This window comes from Bradyrhizobium algeriense (assembly GCF_003062295.1).
Classification (GTDB): Bacteria; Pseudomonadota; Alphaproteobacteria; order Rhizobiales; family Xanthobacteraceae; genus Bradyrhizobium; species Bradyrhizobium algeriense.
The window spans coordinates 1-15,422 of record NZ_PYCN01000040.1 but is presented as its reverse complement, the minus strand read 5'-3'; the positions used below and the strand labels follow the sequence as shown (position 1 = coordinate 15,422).

General features: G+C 60.0%; 18 protein-coding genes and 2 pseudogenes. 11 read left to right on the top strand and 9 right to left on the bottom strand.

The genetic code is table 11. The annotated features are described in order from the left end of the window. Window positions 1–20: 20 nt before the first annotated feature. Complete coding sequence (locus tag C7G61_RS37390; RefSeq protein WP_190242150.1) at window positions 21–497, bottom strand: TauD/TfdA dioxygenase family protein; 477 nt, start codon at window positions 495–497, stop codon at window positions 21–23. Window positions 498–636: 139 nt separating this feature from the next. Between C7G61_RS37390 and C7G61_RS37385 the strand changes: the two genes are divergently transcribed. Next, the gene (locus tag C7G61_RS37385) at window positions 637–1,962 is read left to right on the top strand and encodes an MFS transporter (RefSeq protein ID WP_108522680.1); all 1,326 of its coding nucleotides are present in this window, start codon (window positions 637–639) and stop codon (window positions 1,960–1,962) included. Window positions 1,963–3,141: 1,179 nt separating this feature from the next. On the opposite strand, the pseudogene C7G61_RS37380 reads toward C7G61_RS37385, so the two are convergent. After that, window positions 3,142–3,552, bottom strand: a pseudogene (locus tag C7G61_RS37380) (cation:dicarboxylate symporter family transporter); the annotation flags it as partial. Window positions 3,553–3,833: 281 nt separating this feature from the next. On the opposite strand from C7G61_RS37380, the gene C7G61_RS37375 reads away from it, so the two are divergent. The 7 genes from C7G61_RS37375 to ahpD all read left to right on the top strand — a co-directional run bounded on the left by C7G61_RS37375 (window position 3,834) and on the right by ahpD (window position 9,325). Next, window positions 3,834–4,061 carry a hypothetical protein gene (locus C7G61_RS37375; RefSeq protein ID WP_108522679.1) on the top strand — a complete coding sequence of 76 codons (228 nt, stop codon included), beginning with the start codon at window positions 3,834–3,836 and terminating at the stop codon, window positions 4,059–4,061. Window positions 4,062–4,098: 37 nt separating this feature from the next. Continuing rightward, complete coding sequence (modB, locus tag C7G61_RS37370; protein ID WP_057847946.1) at window positions 4,099–4,785, top strand: molybdate ABC transporter permease subunit; 687 nt, start codon at window positions 4,099–4,101, stop codon at window positions 4,783–4,785. Next, window positions 4,782–6,029 (top strand): molybdenum ABC transporter ATP-binding protein, encoded by a 1,248-nt coding sequence (gene modC / locus C7G61_RS37365; RefSeq protein ID WP_108522678.1) that lies wholly within the window; start codon window positions 4,782–4,784, stop codon window positions 6,027–6,029. Before modB ends, modC begins: the two co-directional genes overlap by 4 nt. A 231-nt stretch (window positions 6,030–6,260) precedes the next feature. Continuing rightward, window positions 6,261–6,869 carry a molybdate ABC transporter substrate-binding protein gene (modA, locus tag C7G61_RS46445; RefSeq protein ID WP_420836827.1) on the top strand — a complete coding sequence of 203 codons (609 nt, stop codon included), beginning with the start codon at window positions 6,261–6,263 and terminating at the stop codon, window positions 6,867–6,869. A gap of 324 nt (window positions 6,870–7,193) precedes the next feature. After that, a complete protein-coding gene (locus C7G61_RS37355; protein ID WP_108522676.1) occupies window positions 7,194–7,745 on the top strand; it encodes a DUF2478 domain-containing protein in 552 nt (183 codons plus the stop codon). A 449-nt stretch (window positions 7,746–8,194) separates the two neighbouring features. Then, complete coding sequence (locus C7G61_RS37350; RefSeq protein WP_057847949.1) at window positions 8,195–8,749, top strand: peroxiredoxin; 555 nt, start codon at window positions 8,195–8,197, stop codon at window positions 8,747–8,749. 3 nt (window positions 8,750–8,752) lie between these two features. Beyond that, complete coding sequence (gene ahpD, locus C7G61_RS37345; RefSeq protein WP_244608650.1) at window positions 8,753–9,325, top strand: alkylhydroperoxidase, AhpD family; 573 nt, start codon at window positions 8,753–8,755, stop codon at window positions 9,323–9,325. A gap of 184 nt (window positions 9,326–9,509) precedes the next feature. On the opposite strand, the gene C7G61_RS37340 is transcribed toward ahpD, so the two are convergent. The 4 genes from C7G61_RS37340 to C7G61_RS37325 are packed head-to-tail and all read right to left on the bottom strand — an operon-like array spanning window position 9,510 to window position 12,440. Continuing rightward, complete coding sequence (locus C7G61_RS37340) at window positions 9,510–11,045, bottom strand: E2 ligase fold family C protein (protein WP_108522675.1); 1,536 nt, start codon at window positions 11,043–11,045, stop codon at window positions 9,510–9,512. Window positions 11,046–11,048: 3 nt separating this feature from the next. Continuing rightward, entirely contained in the window at window positions 11,049–11,537 is a 489-nt protein-coding gene (locus C7G61_RS37335) for a Mov34/MPN/PAD-1 family protein (protein ID WP_108522674.1), read from the bottom strand. Further along, window positions 11,534–12,157, bottom strand: a complete 624-nt coding sequence (locus tag C7G61_RS37330; protein WP_108522673.1) for a putative metal-binding protein — start codon at window positions 12,155–12,157, stop codon at window positions 11,534–11,536. The genes C7G61_RS37335 and C7G61_RS37330 overlap by 4 nt, the downstream gene beginning before the upstream one ends. Further along, window positions 12,150–12,440: a DUF2604 domain-containing protein gene (locus C7G61_RS37325; protein ID WP_190242149.1), complete on the bottom strand. Its 291-nt coding sequence runs from the start codon at window positions 12,438–12,440 to the stop codon at window positions 12,150–12,152. Before C7G61_RS37325 ends, C7G61_RS37330 begins: the two co-directional genes overlap by 8 nt. A 190-nt stretch (window positions 12,441–12,630) precedes the next feature. On the opposite strand from C7G61_RS37325, the pseudogene C7G61_RS46435 reads away from it, so the two are divergent. Further along, window positions 12,631–12,836 (top strand): annotated as a pseudogene (locus tag C7G61_RS46435) (SOS response-associated peptidase); the annotation flags it as partial. A gap of 482 nt (window positions 12,837–13,318) precedes the next feature. Here C7G61_RS46435 and C7G61_RS45125 read toward each other — a convergent pair. Continuing rightward, window positions 13,319–13,471, bottom strand: a complete 153-nt coding sequence (locus C7G61_RS45125) for a hypothetical protein (RefSeq protein WP_190242148.1) — start codon at window positions 13,469–13,471, stop codon at window positions 13,319–13,321. A 586-nt stretch (window positions 13,472–14,057) separates the two neighbouring features. Beyond that, window positions 14,058–14,342, bottom strand: coding sequence for a hypothetical protein (locus C7G61_RS45120; protein WP_190242152.1), 285 nt, complete (start codon window positions 14,340–14,342; stop codon window positions 14,058–14,060). A gap of 82 nt (window positions 14,343–14,424) precedes the next feature. Here C7G61_RS45120 and C7G61_RS46430 point away from each other — a divergent pair, with 82 nt between their 5' ends. Together C7G61_RS46430 and C7G61_RS46425 are read left to right on the top strand one after the other, a co-directional pair. Beyond that, entirely contained in the window at window positions 14,425–14,910 is a 486-nt protein-coding gene (locus C7G61_RS46430; protein ID WP_057847955.1) for a hypothetical protein, read from the top strand. Continuing rightward, a complete protein-coding gene (locus C7G61_RS46425) occupies window positions 14,804–15,091 on the top strand; it encodes a hypothetical protein (RefSeq protein WP_244608649.1) in 288 nt (95 codons plus the stop codon). The genes C7G61_RS46430 and C7G61_RS46425 overlap by 107 nt, the downstream gene beginning before the upstream one ends. 116 nt (window positions 15,092–15,207) lie before the next feature. Here the strand turns inward: C7G61_RS46425 and C7G61_RS45115 are convergent. Next, the coding region (locus tag C7G61_RS45115) for a cysteine hydrolase family protein (protein WP_202975818.1) at window positions 15,208–15,422 on the bottom strand (215 nt) is incomplete at its 5' end.

Below are 15,422 nucleotides of genomic sequence, written 5' to 3'. Positions count from 1 at the left end.
CATCGGGGCCCAATGCATTGTCACGGGATGCTCGGTCTCGAAGATGGTTTGGTGAAGACCTCGTCAAAATGCTTCTTGTCGACCTCGTGGACGCGGGCCATTCCGGCGTAGTCGAAGACGTTGCTGTGAACCGCCCAGAGCTCGTCTGCAAGCCGTTGCAGCGGCGGCGGCAGGTCGAGATAAGCGGCCGCGGTGTTTGACCGGACCGTATCGCCGCCAAATGGTGGGATTGCAACGGCTCGCAGCACCAAAATCCTATGATAGGCATCGGCAAAGGTTCCATCGACGTGCTCCATCGGCCTGACCACCTCCGCGGGCGGAATCAAGCTCGAGGATCGAGGCCGTTCCCTTGGTGCGAGGTCGGATGCGACACCAGCTTTCCCAAACGGAAGCGAATCGCTCCTGCTAGCGTCATCGAGATGACATTGGCCGCGGAAGAAGATGACCTTGTGCTCGAGTAGAACCCTTTTGATCGCAGCAATCGTCGGGTCCGGCAAATCGCCCGAGAGATTGATATTCCTGATTTCAGCGCCGAGGGTGAGTCGCGCGAACCCGCTTCTTGCTCATGAGAGCTCAAGGTGCTCCACATAGTTGGTCGAAATGTTTTAGGACCGCATTCGAGACGGATCAGCATGCATGGCTAAACAATTCACTCAGCGAAGCTCGAAGCCGACCCTCCTTGCGGCAGATGAAGGCTTGACCAGCCATGCCGTGTTGGGCGCGACGATCGGCAATATGCTCGAATTCTACGATTTCGGGACCTATAGCTTTTTCGCCATCCAGATCGGTCACGCGTTCTTCCCGGCGCAGGATCAGTTCGCCAGCCTTATGCTGTCGCTCATGACCTTCGGAGCGGGTTTCGTCACCAGACCCATCGGGGCCATTGTGATCGGCTCATACTCGGATCGAGTTGGACGCCGGCCCGCAATGACCGCCAGTTTTGTCATGATGAGTGCCGCTATACTCGTGTTGGCTGTGACGCCTTCGTACGACACGATAGGGATCGCCGCTCCGTTATTGGTTATTCTCGCCCGTTTGGTGCAGGGCTTCGCCCTGGGAGGCGAAGTCGGTCCGACGACCGCCTATCTGATGGAAGTGGCCCCGGCCGGACGCCGGGGCCTTGCCGTCTCGTTTCAGCCTGCTAGCCAACAAATAGCTGCAACGGCCGGAGCGCTGGTCGGAGAAACACTCTCCCTCACCATGACAAGCGAGTCGCTGGATGCGTACGGATGGCGGATCGCGTTTCTGCTCGGTGCCTGTACGTTACCGGTCGGATTTTGGTTGCGCAGGGCCCTGCCCGAAACGCTGCACCGACCTGAAGCGCCGGCCCTCTCCGTCGAGCCCGCAAGGAAATTGCGTGCCAGCCGCCGCATGATGAGCTTGGGATTGATCATTTTGGCCAGCTGCACGATTATCACCTATGTCACGGAATATATGACGACTTATGCACTGAACACCCTGCAAGTTGCCGCGCCTCTCGCCTTTGCGACCACGGTCGTCAGCAATGCAGTAGGCATTGCTGCCGCACTCCTGGGCGGTTGGCTGGCAGATCGGGCCGGACGCCGGCCCATCATGATATGGCCGCAGATCGCCGCGCTGCTGATGACCTATCCGGTGTTCTTGTGGATCGTAGAGAGCCGCAGTCCCATGGCGCTTCTCGGAGGTCTCGGCGCGCTCACCCTCGTCGGAACGATTCCGTATAGCGCCTTCTATGTTGGTATGGTCGAAGGCATGCCCAAGAGCATCCGCGGCGGCGCCTTCGCGACGATCTACGCGGTTGCGATAGCGACCTTCGGAGGCACAGCTCAACTCGTTGTCGCTTGGCTGACCCACGTTACTGGGAACGCGCTGGCGCCGGCTTGGTACATGCTTGTCGCTACCGCGGCCGGGCTCTGCGCCATGCTGATGATGCCCGAGACGGCACCGTCGAAAATTCGAGCCGCGAACGCGCGGAGCCCGTAACAGCTTTGGACAATGCGATAACGGGTTACGGCTCCAGCCAGGTTCCCAATCTCATGATGCGTTGCATCGGCTTCCGCTCTTTGCGGAGCCGGCCTGCCAGACGAGGGCGACGGGACGATGCCGGAGGATGGGCGCCGCGCCTTTAGCGACGTAAGCTTGCGTCCAGCCGGAATCGATTGCTTTCACCTGTTCGTCCGAAGTTGGTGCGCGCCGAGTTCGATCCAGAGGCGGCGAGAGAATTTATCTCCGCCGAACGTTCATTCATGCTCAATGGGACTAATTGTCCGATCAGGCCGTTTTGCTGCAAGCACTTCATTACAGCACAGCCGTATCAGACTAAGTCGGTCAACTGGTACTGGCGTGGCTGGATGCCGAAGCGTTTCGGAAACTACTTCATATCGCCGTCCATTGCGATGAGGATGGCATTGTTAAGCTAATGGCGTATCGCACACCACGTCATCCGCGCCATTTTCGTGTAAGAGATCGCGGTAGAAAATTGCTTCGTGACCATGCTTGATGGGTATGCTTCCTACGGAAAGCCAGAACTCCAGCATCCAAAAAGTCTCTCGGATATGCACGCCGACGCTCAAGCTGCAACGTCTTTGTGAGCGATCGCCGCGCGGATGGCGTTTTCCGTCACAGTCGGGTATTTCTTGCCGATATCCGCACCTTAAACTCCACCTTCTGCGAATGACTTGATGCTGCGAACAGGAATGCGCCTGCCGGCATCCCCGGCTGACCCAAATCAATGACTGCTCTGCGCACAGCGTCTATCCTATTGCCAATTTCTCGCACAACGAAAGCTGCGGTAGGCAGGGCTAGTCCATGAGAACTGCGCTGAAATTGCTCATTCTTGCGACGCCTTAATGCTTGCGGGCCAGCCCTTCTTCGCGCAAAGCCTACGAACTGCCCAGCTTGAAATCGTCGTGTCTCGCCAGCCCGGCTCTTCCGAATTCGCACGATGCTGAAAGAGGATGTCGACGCGGAGCGTCTGCAAGGCGCCGTACCGCCTTGCCGCTTGGCCTCACGGTTACCGAGTGAAGCCGAACTGATTGGCTCGCCGCCAGCGGAAAGCCTTTTCTCGAGCCCAACACCGCGCCGCCAGTGCAGAGCCTACAGAATCGTCGGTGATTAGCACTACTTTGGCATGTTCGTCAGTTTGGTGAGCTTATCAGCGTTGAAATGGACGGCGTTGGAGGCTTCCGCCTGCTTGACGTAATTGGCCACCGCCGCGCTGTCGGGCTTGGCGGCAAGCCCATGGCCGATCTGGAACTGCCCATGGTCGGGCCGAGAATGAGGGCAAAGGTGGAACGATCTCGAAGTAGACCAGCGCCTTGACGCCGACCCAGCCGACCTTTTTCGCATGACGGATGCGAGCGATGCCGGAAACCACCTTACAGAAGATGATCGGCGCGATCACCATCTTGATCGGCTTGATCAAGCCGTCGCCGAGCGCCTTGACCCAGTTATTGGTCGCGAGAGACGGCGACAGCAGCGAACGAGGACACCGATCAGGATCGCGATCAGCGCTTGGACATAAAGGAGGTTTCACCAGGGTCGAGACGCCCGCGCGGCCGCCGCAGTTCCGATCTTGTCATGATTTTCCTGCCCCAATACGAACTCGAATATCTGGCCGCCGCGCGTTGAGAGGCGGCCGACATCACACGAGCGGCCAGCTTGTCCGCTCCAAGACGACAATGTCGGAAGTCCGACAATCGGCAACGTCATCCAAAAGCAGGCAGTTACGCGCGTTTTCTCTCGCCAAGCAAGGCGCTCACCAGAATCCTTCGAGCGGCACAGCGATTGCTGGGATCAAGCGCAAACCCGCCGCAGCCAAAGCGCTCGCAGCGGCCCCGTCTCAGGAGTGCCCGATGAGCCGCGCTCGATTGATCCCGATTAAAGCACTGATGGCGCTTATGCTCAGTGAAGAACCGGCGGACATCAATGTCGCGGTTGCCGCCAAGTTCAACGAGCCGGCCGGGGACATCGCACCCCTCAAGCAGAAATCTTGGTGCGGTTGGAGAATGACGCCAATAACCGAGCGACGCGCGCCTTCCGTAAGGGGCCCGTTAGCCTACGCAATCATTGCGCGAGCATGACCATGTGCTCTGTGCTCGAACGCTTAAGTTGACGCACATGGATGGCTTTTCGCCAGAAATCTGGCAGTCGCTCGGGCTCACGATCGAGCTCGCGAGCGTGACGACCGTGATCCTGCTGATCGTTGGCACGCCGCTCGCGTGGTGGCTAGCACGCTCGAAGAGCCTTTGGACTGAGGCGGTGGCCACGATGATCGCGCTGCCGCTGGTGCTGCCGCCAACAGTACTCAGTTTTTATCTGCTCGCCCTGCTCGGCCCGAACGGCCCGGTCGGCCTTCTCGCCTCTCTGTGGGGCGGGCGCACGCTGGCCTTCACCTTTGCGGGGCTCGTGGTCGGATCGGTTTTGTCGGCGCTGCCTTTGGTGGTGCAGCCCATCCGCAACACCTTCGCTGCCATGGGTGACCGCCCGCTGGAGATCGCGGCCACTCTGCGCGCCTCACCGTTATATGCCTTCTTCACGGTCGCCCTGCCTCTGGCGCGACCGGGTCTTTTGACAGCCGCCGTGCTTGGCTTTGCGCATACGATCGGCACGTTCGGCGTCGTGCTGATGATCGGCGGCAACATTCCTGGGCGCACCAAGGTGCTGTCGGCCTTTCTCTTCGACTTTGTCCAAGAGTCGCGCTGGCGCGAAGCAAGCTGGCTTGCCGGCGCCATGCTGATGTTCGCCGTTGCGGTAGTCCTCGCCTTAACCTTGATCGACAAATACAGCAGAAGGAGGAGCACGTGAGGACAGCCACACCGGGCCGGATTGAAATTGCCTTGAGTGGCAGTATCGCTAGCTTTCCACTCGATACGCGATTCAGCGTACCGGCCAAAGGCGTGGCGGCGATTTTCGGCCCGCCAGGCTGCGGCAAGACTGCGGTGGCGCGCTGCATCGCCGGCCTCGAGCGTCTGCCGGCCGGCTTCTGCGCCATCGATGGCGAGGTATGGCAGGACAAGACTACCTTCCGCCCACCGCATCTGCGTCCCATCGGCTATGTGTCTCAGGAGGCGAGTCTCCTTCCCCATTTGTCGGTCAGGCGCAACTTGCTTTACGGTGTGCCCAAACCCAAACCGACGCCGATCGCGTTTGATGAGGTGCTCGAACTGCTCGACCTGGCGCCGCTGCTCGACCGCTCTCCCTCGCATCTCTCCGGCGGCGAGCGGCAGCGCGTCGCCATGGGTCGCGCGCTGTTGTCTCAGCCCAGACTGCTTGTGATGGACGAGCCGCTTGGCGCGCTCGACAGCTGCGCCAAACGTGAGATTCTGCCGTTCGTCGAGCGCCTGCCCGAGAAGCTCGCGCTGCCGATGATCTACATCGGCCATGACATGGCGGAGATCGAACGCTTTGCCGATCGTCTCGTTATGATGGAGCGCGGCATGGTAACCGCGGCTGGGCCGCTGCATGTCTTGCAGACCGATCCTGCGCTGCCGCTTGCGGCGAGCCGCGAAGCCGCCATCAGCCTTGATGCCGTGGTGAGCGGCTATGATGGGCGCTATGGGCTTCTTATTCTCCGCCTCAAAGGTGCGCGCCTGTTGGTGCCGGCGCCGCCGCTTGCACCCGGCGTGCACCAACGGCTGCGCATCGCTGCCTGCGACGTCAGCGTCGCGCGCGAAGCACCGCGCGCAGGCTCCATCCTCAATATCTTTCCGGCGCGCATCAGAGCCTGTTTGCCGCTCGGCGCGGCTGAGATCACGCTGGTACTTGCGCTCGGCACCGGGGGCTCGGGCACGGAGATTTTGGCGCGCATAACGCGTTTCTCCTTTGATTCGCTAGGACTCAAGGATGGAGTGGACGTATTCGCCCAGCTCAAGCACGTCTCGCTGCTCTCGACCTCTGAACCGCCACTGCAAACCATACCAGCTTCCACGCCAACAGCAGATCGTGGGGACAGGCAAGCGACGCCGCGGCGTGAAACGAGAAGCTCGGCACGAGAGGCGAGCGGCATCTTCTTAAGCCTCCACTCTTGTCGTGCCACGCATGTCACTTGACGGCGATATCGGAAGCTGGCAAAGCGACCCAGCATTCCACGGGCACGCTGGCAGCTATGCGCGTTTCAGTGTCGTCAACCAAGGCGCGCACCATGTTCCCGAACGGCACGCCGATTGCTGGGATGAGAAGCAAAGAGCCGCCGCGGCCAGAGCCATCGCAGCGGCCCATCCCTGGAATGCCCAATGACGCTTACCCGACTGATCCTGATCAACTCAATTCTGACGCTGCTTATGTTCGGAAATGCGGAAGCGGCGGAGATCGATGTGGCGGTCGCCGCTAACTTCACCATACCGTCCAAGGAGATGCAGCGTCGTTTAAGCAGAAGACTGGGCGAGGCCCTGTTGAGCTTTGGCGCGAGCGGACAGTTTTACAGCCAGATCACGCAAGGGGCGCCGTTTGAGGTGTTTCTCTCGGCCGACAACGCCCGCCCGAGCAAACTGCTCGAGAAACGTCTCGCGGTTCCGGAAAGCCGCTTCACCTATGCGATCGGCAACCTCATGCTCTGGAGTTCGACTCAAAAGTTCGTGAACGACGCGGAGACTTTCGCAAAACGGTCGATCTACAATCCGGCCGCGGCGCTTTATGGCGCAGCCGCGGAGCACGCTATTAAAGCGCTCGGCGCCTATGAGTCGACGCAGCCGAAGCTGGTCGCGGGATTCTCGCCTCTCTCTGGGGCGGGCGCGCCCTCGCCTTCACCTTCGGGCTTGTGGTCGGATGGGTTTTGTACGCGCTCTCTTTCGTGGTGCAGCCGCTTCCCAACGCCTCCGTGGCCAAGCTGGCTTGCCATGGGCATGGTGATGTTCGGCCTTGCGGTAATCCTCGCCGCAACGTTGATCTAGAAGTGCAGCGCAAGGAGAGCACGTGAGGACAGCCACACCAGAGCGAATCGAAATCGCCTTCAGCGGTAGGCTCGCCAGCTTTGCGATCGATGCGCAGTTCAGTGAACGGGCCAAAGGTGTGGCGGCGATCTCCAGCACAGCGCGCATGACGCGCCGCTGCCTATGCGCTAAGGCTCAACTATGGAATGGACGTGTTCGCCCAGGTCAAGGGTCGTCTCATTGGTTCACGACTTCTGAACGCTAGGGCATCGCGCCATCTACGCCAGCAGTAGATGCTGGACAGGCAAGCGCCGCGGTTTGAAACGAGCCAAGAGGATCAAGCCCATGATCGCCAACCACGCCGAGATCTATCCCAAGCGCGTCGCGGTAATCCTCTATAGGCCCGAACAAGACGCGGATACGCTGCTCGCCGACTTCACCCAGGATCTCGCGCGGCAAGGCGTGCGCGTCGGCGGCATCGTCCAGCGAAACTTCAAGGGCGCAAACGGCATGAAAACCATGCTCGCGCGCGACGTTGCGACGGGGCGCGAGATTCCGAGCTGTCAGCCACTCGGCAGCGGCGCCATTTCCTGCAAGCTCGATGCTAATGGGCTCGCCGATGCCGCAGTTGTCGCGTCCCGCGCGATCAAGCGGCACGTCGATCTCCTCGTGATCAACAAATTCTCCAAGCAGGAGGCGTCCGGCTCCTCACCGCCGTCCCCGAAAAAATGCCATGCCGCCTGGCGGACTTTCACCGGAAATGTCGGAACGACGCTGCTGTGCGGGCGCCAAGTCGTGAAGGAATGGTGGCGCGACATCGCCCAGCGCCTGCCGCGCATCCGCGCGCATTCCATCCCGTCAGCGGCTATTTACCGATCATCAGATCCGACAGCTTGATCACGGGCGGGAGGCATCCACAATTTTGACCCGGAGAATGTCCGCCGCGTCATTGGCTCGATCAAAACACCGTCAGTGCCGGTTCCCGCGCCAACTCACATCAGCTGTCCTCGTGCGCGTCGTGGGAGCGACCAGTGGCTTGGCGGAACATTGCCGCGCGCGCTGGGTTTCATCTTAATCAAGCGCATTCCTTCGGCATCATAACCCGAACAGTTGAGTTGGGCTAATCGTTCAAAGGCGCGCAACCGGTCGAGCACGGCAACATGCTCAGTTGTTGATGCAGGACGGCAGGACCATTCAATCGAAACCATGCTGTTAAGATGCCTCCACGACGAGCATCCGTTTGTTGCATTTCCGCCAGTTGAATCGCGAGATCACCTGGCATATCGCTTGCTTCGCCTGAGGCTGGAATCATCGGTTTCCACGCGAAGCAATCTTGTGAGGACAATATGCTTGGAATTGGAAGTAAGTTACCGTCGTTCGAAATCACAGGCGTGAAGCCCGGTTTTCACCTGCACGAGGAGAACGGGCAGAGCGCGTTCGAGACGCTGACGGAGAACAGCTTCCCTGGGAAATGGAAAGTCATCTTCTTCTACCCCAAGGATTTCACCTTCGTCTGCCCAACCGAGATCGCGGAGTTTGCCCGCCTGTCGAAGGATTTTGCCGACCGCGATGCGGTCGTGCTAGGCGGATCGACCGACAACGAGTTCTGCAAGCTCGCTTGGCGGCGCTCGCACAAGGACCTGCACCATCTGCCGATCTGGCAGTTTGCCGACACGAAGGGCGGGCTGGTCGATGGCCTTGACGTGCGTTCGCCCGACGGCGTCGCCTATCGCTACACATTCGTCGTCGACCCCGACAATACGATCCAGCACGTCTACGCGACCAATCTCAATGTCGGCCGCAGCCCGAAGGACACGCTGCGCGTGCTGGATGCCCTGCAGACCGACGAGCTCTGCGCCTGTAACCGCGAAATAGGCGGCGAAACCCTGAAAGTTGCTTGAGGCATGATGTCGATTGAACAGCTAAAGGACCAAATTCCCGATTTCGCCAAGGACGTGAGACTCAACTTGGCGTCGATGATGTCGGATGAGACGCTATTACCGCAGAGCAAATACGGGCTGTTGCTCGCCACCGCGATTGCGGCCCGCAATCCCGTGGTGATCGGCGCAATGGAATCTGCGGCGGCCGTCGTGATGACGCCGGCCGCGGTCGCGGCGGCGAAATCCGCGGCCTCCATGATGGCGATGAACAACGTCTACTACCGCTTCGTTCACCTCGCCTCCAATCCGGAATACAAGACGATGCCGGCGCGGCTGCGCATGAACGTGATCGGCAATCCCGGCGTGGACAGGACCGATTTCGAGCTGTGGTCGCTGGCGGTAAGTGCCATCAACGGCTGCGGCGCCTGCATGGACGCCCATGAGAAGGCGCTGCGGGAGGCCGGCGTCAGCTCGGCGGCCATCCAAACTGTGGTCCGCTTTGCCGCGATCGTGCAGTCGGTTGCGGTTGCGATCGAGGCGGCCGGCATGGGCGTGACCCAGGGGTGGAGTGATCCACCCTCTCCGCGCTCTTGTTGAGGGTGTTCTGGAATCCAAATGCGGTTGATAATCCAACAACTTCAAGGCGCATTTGGAAAAAGGCGCCCCCTCAGCAATTTCAATAGCTTGGCAGCCGTTCCAAGTGAAAACAGCGCGTCCGGTTGGAGCGCACGTTCGCCACGCCTACCGTGAGGCGAGGCCTTCCATAGTGATCAGATCGAAGTTAACGAGCTCTGCAGCTTGGGTACTTTCGTCGGTATGCGGCTAAGAAGTCTTCGTCGGCGCAGATGCACCGTCCCGACGTATCTTTCGCCTTGGGATCGTGAAGATGCGACGCGAGTGGACGAAGCAGGTTAATCCGTGTGCTTGTGGTCTGCAGGTTCAGAAGCCCGGAAGCGTGCTTCACGAGATCCGCCGCCAACATTATGCCAGCGAGAGCCGACTGAAATGACATCGGCACAACGGCTCTCACAGGCTGCGCTCCGTCCGTCAGGCGCATGACAATCCCCCCGCAGATTGCCCGCTGGTGAAACGCTCGGACAGACTGGCCGACAAACTCTTTAAGGGCTTCGGACGGGATGTCGAAGGCCTTGGCGACACGCTCGACGAAACCTACATCCACCGGCCTGTTCGTCTGAAGGAGATCCCGGATCTCTTGTTGGGCCTCCGGCATCTTCAGCTCCTCAGCCATCTTCTCGTCGTCGTCCTTGATCTTCCCGTGAGGCAAGTAAAGGCAGGCCAGACATGCCCGCCCGTCATCAAAGCCGTGGCGCGATACCCCGAGATCAAGCTCCTGTGTCCAGGCGTTTACGATCCATTTCGGCAACGCCCCCTGCACGGCAATGCGGTCCGGAGCGTTGTCCAATGCGACAGCGACTCTTTCGAACATCCAATCGTTCCGGTCGCTCACATAGACGTCCCATTTGGCACAATGCGCCGACACTTCCAGCGCCGTGTCCGCGAGCACGGCACGCGCCAGATCCACTTTTGGTGAACCAACATCACGTTGGCCGGCCAGCACGTAGCGCTGCAGATTCGAAAGATCGACCTCCTCATGGTCTACCAGACGGAGCGATCCCTTAAGGCTCGCCGTGCGAGCCAAAGCCCAAATGGCGCCATTGCCGATCGCGCCGAGCCCGACGAGGTGAGTCTCGCCGATATCCGTTCCCTCAAAGCCCGGACCGGAGTCAGGGGTGCCCTGGGCGTAGGTCAGCATTGACAGGTCGATAAGTTCGTCAGCGTCGCCCTGATCCAGCTGGTCGGCAAATACCGTCCGAAAGACGTTGGCTGCGGCGAAGCATGACGCAGCTCCCGCGCCAAACGGATTCATCGACTCGCCGGAGCCAACCAGACCGCGGCTCGAAAGCTTAGCTCTCCATCCGTCCGAGCCGATGAAGAAGGTCGGACACTTAGTGCGCGACGGACTGCTTCCAACGACCACGGAAACCGTGACGGCCTTCCTGGTCTTGGCGAGCTCGATCTCAGGATTTATGGACTTCGCCAGGAACTCCAGGATTGGACCATGATCCTTCGCCTTTGCATCGAGCGGCCGCAGCGCGATCGTCGGATAAAGACGCGACAACAGCCTGATGATCATATCCAGACTGGCCCTGCCTTCCGGCGACTGCACGGCTGCGCCGTCGAAAGACACTCCGATCACTTGCGCGGCAAGCCTTTCCTCGAACGCCGAGAACTTGAAATTGGTCAGCACCCGCGACGCCGCCGACGCCGCACGGTCCATGAAGTTGGCCATGGCCATCGTTCAGTCCTTGATTAAAATCATCCGCGTAACCTGGCCAACCGACAGGGGGCGCCACACTCCAGCCCCGTCAAGCCGGTACGATGCGACGTTCCTGAGATCGAAGGGCACTCGCGCGAAGTCCGGCACGACCAAAGACAAGCACCCCACCGTCGTGGCGATCGCGTACTCGTCGTCCGTGCTGGAATGATAGGCTCGGCCGGGATGACTGTGTATCTGGGCAATTAGCGCAAGCTTCTCCCGGTACAGCCATACATTTATGCGATGCAGCTCTTCAGGTCCTGTTACGACGCACACCCCGTCGGCAGTACGTATGTGGCGTTGGGCGGGAATGAGAGTCCTATGTACCTGAAAATGGTGCCCCGTCTGACGGCCTACCCAAAGGCCGAGACCTTCATGCCCTTCACGCCCCACTTTCCGCAAATGGCCATGGAGTTCGTCCACGCAGCCCCGCGGTACCGAGAGGACCGTAACGTCCGCGATCTGATTCATTCCGGTACGGCCAGTAATAAGGGCAGCACGTTCAGCGCCGGAATCTGGACCTGGACCTGCACCTGGTAATGCTCGATCGGATTTACCCCGTGCTGCCAGATCTTTTCGAGGATAAAAGCTAAGGATCCTTCGCCAGAGCTTCGATGCATCAGCCATGAATCACCGGTATGAGCGGGATTGTCGTGGTATTCGCGAATGCCGGGAAGACAAATAAATGGCCGATCATCAGGGCTGTTGTACTGAATCATGTTTGTCAGTTGCACCCCGCCCCGCTGGGCCAGCGCCTGAGTGGTTTCGGGAGTTGCGCCGGGGATTGCCGCACGGCGAAACATTTGCACCTGGAGCAATTTGGCGGGTATCGGTTCGCGCGTGAAAGGATCCACGAACCTGACGGAGGGCGGCCGCAGATCATAATCCGTAAAATTCAGCACGATGGCAGCGACGATCGGAGGCGGTCTCAGCTTAGTCGCCGCGAAAACCACGATGATTTCCGGAAACTCTGCGTCAAGCAGGATCCAGCCCCTCTTGCGATAGGCCGATTCCATGCTCCGATAGTTGGCAAGCTCCCGCTCGAACTTTACGCGCGAGACCTCGGGATCGACAGTTTGGAGGTCAGCCACCGGCCACGCCAGCCTTGAGACTCAGGAACAGCGTCACTTCCTTGCCAAACTCAAACTCGCCTAGCTTCTTGTCCGGATCCAACCGCTCGCCCGCTTCGTTCTTGATCTCCCAATTCTCGGGCGGTTGAGCCAGGTTCTTTGTCTCCTCCAGCGCTTTTTGGCGGGCCACATGCAGCGGCTGCTCCTCTACGGCCTTAATGACGACAGGCTGACCGTTCACGACCATCGTGATTTCGACGAAATCCGTGCCCTGATCACTTCCTGGCTTCTTCTCATTCTTCATTTTTGGTCCTTTTGTGTGTGGGCGGCGCTTGGAATCGATGCTACCGATCGTATGCAGGGGACGACGTGCAAAAAAAGGGAGCATGCCACAAGACGCAATCGAAAAGCCTTCATTTGACGCGTGCGTACGCAGTTTTCAGGCGTTAGCGCTCTTTCGTCCACATCTCCGACCCGTTGCGGCTTGAGTCGCCCAGACCGGCGGCCCGCCAGTGAGCAACATCCGGAACACGTCGTCGCCACACTGGCGCGTGTGGCTCAAGCTGGACAACCGATGCCTCGTGCCCTTCAACGGCTTTGCCGAATGCGCCCCGAAGCGAACCCCGAAACGAAGAGGGATGTCGTCTGGTTCGCGCTAAACGAGGATCGGCCGCTCTGTGCCTGCGCCGGCATCGGGACCCACAACATTCCTGTTTACCGAGATGGCGAACGCGCCGAACGTGGGGAGCTGACCTGAATCGGCAGGAAGTCGGTCATGCCGTGACGAATGGTCGCGCAGTATCACAAGATCCGCGGCAACGAAGCTTCGATTATCAATGACATAGCGAGATGTGCACCATGTCACCAACCCGATAGGGTCAACAACAACGTGCGCGGTGTGGACTCACAGTTCGGGCACGTAAATATCCGGCTTTCGAGCCCTGTGCCCTCTGGTTCGATGCGTTACGAGCGCGGTTCGAGTGCCGCACCGCTTACAAGCGGGACGTTTTATCGATTCCGGGAACATACGCATATCCAACCCCGAAGGGGGCTGGGAGCGACTCCGGTGAAAGCCCCCTTTCCCGCCACAACAATTAATCTGGTTTGTTTGTCGGGTCTGCAACATACCCGACATAATCGTTTCGGCATGGGCAGCAAACCGAGACGCCGCCCCGCCGGCTGTCAGGTCGCTCGGTTGACAAACGCAAAATCCGAGTCACGCTTGGCCTCTTTTTGATTGGCCATTTGCATGACGTATCGGCGCCGAGGCCCTGGTTGGGTTGCCGCCATTTTCATCACCGTGGTGATGTGGCTCGCCGTCGTTTCAGCGTTCATGACCTTGTGGTCCTGTGACGCTGCCGCTCCGTAATTTCCCGGAGCAGAAATAGTGCCCGCTTGCTATTGCTGGTGCCAGCAGCCGAGGTGAAGCATTTCAGCACGGACAAGCATAATCTGACCGGTAAGCCGCAGAGCAAGCTGCGGCCATTCCGTTTGTGGGTAGCGAGCGCTTCGCGCTGACAGAAGCTCCAGTCCGCGCCGGCCGCCCAGCGCGAGCGACCGGCGACGGAAGGAGGATGACCTGCCTTCGGGGCTTTGGGGGCATAGAGGCCAGGCCGCCTCGCATGCAGTCCAGCACGCCTGGGTCAATGTCGTCTACCCGCAAAGGTCCGCGTATCGACGGTCTGACGAGGAACGTTCGGCGAGGGCGGCGCGTTTCGGGCCATGGATATCATCTACTGGATCGCCGGTTTTGCCGCCCTGGTCGTACTTGCTGCGGTCGTCTTCGCTCTCATACGAGAGATGCGCTGAGTTTCCACCAGCGCTTCGCGCGATCTATTGTTCATCTGGCTTTGGCTTACCCGTTAGATCGAGCGGCTGCTCGCCGTGCATATGCGCCATCACCTGGCCGAGGTCGCGCATGTCAAACCAGGGCGCCGCAAACCGGGCAGTTGCCGAAATGCTCGATCTCCGGCCGGTTCGGATCATCCATGTCGACGCCGGTGTAGCGCGGCAACTGCTGAGAGCTTTCGACATCCGCCTGAAATCCCTCGGGAAGATCCGGCGCGGTGGACTCATCGGATTGATTGCAGACCGGGCATGCCGCTCCGGCAGCGCCGCAGGTACAAGCGCGCGCGCCTAACCACGGCTGATCCGGATGCTCCTCGCACACCCAATGACAGTTGTCGCAGCGGGCACACCACTTCATTGCAGGTCCTCCCTCTGGGCACAGAAACCAGCACGGGAAAGGTCCGGGAGGAGATTCCCGCAGGGGTCCTGGAATTGCTACCATGCCGGGGCTGCGCCCGGACAAGGTCCTGCGCCTCTACAAGGATCTTGGCATCACCTCGCTTGACGAACTGAAAGCAGCTACCAAGCAAGACCGGATCAAGAAGGCCAAGGGGCTCGGTGCGGCAGTGCAGACGAAGATCCTGCACAATCTCGAAACTGCAAAGGGCAGCGCGGGGCTGCTTCATCTGCATCGCGCCGCCGCCCTGCTCGAGCATTCGAAGAAAACTCTCGAGAAGACACAACCCGAACTGAAGCACGTGACCATAGCCGGCGACTTGAGACGGAGCTGCGAGCTCGTCGGAGAGCTCGCCCTGGTGGCAGAAACGCCGGTTTCGGAAAGAACCGACCATCCGGGATTCGTCGGGCCTGAAGGTTTACGTGGCCGACCGCAAGCACTTGGGCGCTCTGCTCCTCCAGGCCACCGGATCGGCCGATCATTTGGAAGGGCTCCGGTCTCTCGCCGACACGAAGGGCATGAGGCTTGAGGTGCACGGGCTCCACAAAGGCCGAACCGTGATCGCCGCCAAGGAGGAGGACATCTACCGAGCTCTTGGCCTTCTCTTCATCGAACCCGAATTACGCGATGGCCGCGGCGAAATCGAGCGCGCGCTAAGAGGCAAGCTGCCGAAACTGGTTTCGATCATCCCGATTGAAGGGACGTTCTGAGGGAGCCCCAGGTACCATGTCTGCGTCAGGATCGACGCCGCAAGGCCGATGCCGCGCGGGCTCGCTTCACGCGAGCCTGCGTCCGGACGTCTCAAGGCGCCCCGGGGCAACCCAGATCACGATAGAAGCTGCTGAACTTTTTGCGTCAAAAGCGGATCATGCAGACATACCGCCCATTCCAGCAGCATCTGGCGCACCGTGGTCGCCAAGATGCCATGAAGCGCCATCCGATCCAGAGCAAGTGAACGATCCGCATCGACACGCGTCGCGATCAGGTCCGAGAGGAGGCGTACGTCATATCCACGCTCGGCGGCCTGCAGAGCGGCAATGA

What these genes read in the sequence shown, in the direction of transcription:
- C7G61_RS45120 (WP_190242152.1), bottom strand. Translation starts at nt 14,342, where the DNA reads ATGAAGTGGTGTGCCCGCTGCGACAACTGTCATTGGGTGTGCGAGGAG.
- C7G61_RS37350 (WP_057847949.1), top strand. Translation starts at nt 8,195, where the DNA reads ATGCTTGGAATTGGAAGTAAGTTACCGTCGTTCGAAATCACAGGCGTG.
- C7G61_RS37355 (WP_108522676.1), top strand. Translation starts at nt 7,194, where the DNA reads ATGATCGCCAACCACGCCGAGATCTATCCCAAGCGCGTCGCGGTAATC.
- C7G61_RS46430 (WP_057847955.1), top strand. Translation starts at nt 14,425, where the DNA reads ATGCCGGGGCTGCGCCCGGACAAGGTCCTGCGCCTCTACAAGGATCTT.
- C7G61_RS37335 (WP_108522674.1), bottom strand. Translation starts at nt 11,537, where the DNA reads ATGAATCAGATCGCGGACGTTACGGTCCTCTCGGTACCGCGGGGCTGC.
- C7G61_RS37325 (WP_190242149.1), bottom strand. Translation starts at nt 12,440, where the DNA reads ATGAAGAATGAGAAGAAGCCAGGAAGTGATCAGGGCACGGATTTCGTC.
- C7G61_RS37375 (WP_108522679.1), top strand. Translation starts at nt 3,834, where the DNA reads ATGAGCCGCGCTCGATTGATCCCGATTAAAGCACTGATGGCGCTTATG.
- C7G61_RS37340 (WP_108522675.1), bottom strand. Translation starts at nt 11,045, where the DNA reads ATGGCCATGGCCAACTTCATGGACCGTGCGGCGTCGGCGGCGTCGCGG.
- modA (WP_420836827.1), top strand. Translation starts at nt 6,261, where the DNA reads ATGTTCGGAAATGCGGAAGCGGCGGAGATCGATGTGGCGGTCGCCGCT.
- C7G61_RS45125 (WP_190242148.1), bottom strand. Translation starts at nt 13,471, where the DNA reads ATGAACGCTGAAACGACGGCGAGCCACATCACCACGGTGATGAAAATG.
- ahpD (WP_244608650.1), top strand. Translation starts at nt 8,753, where the DNA reads ATGATGTCGATTGAACAGCTAAAGGACCAAATTCCCGATTTCGCCAAG.
- modB (WP_057847946.1), top strand. Translation starts at nt 4,099, where the DNA reads ATGGATGGCTTTTCGCCAGAAATCTGGCAGTCGCTCGGGCTCACGATC.
- C7G61_RS37385 (WP_108522680.1), top strand. Translation starts at nt 637, where the DNA reads ATGGCTAAACAATTCACTCAGCGAAGCTCGAAGCCGACCCTCCTTGCG.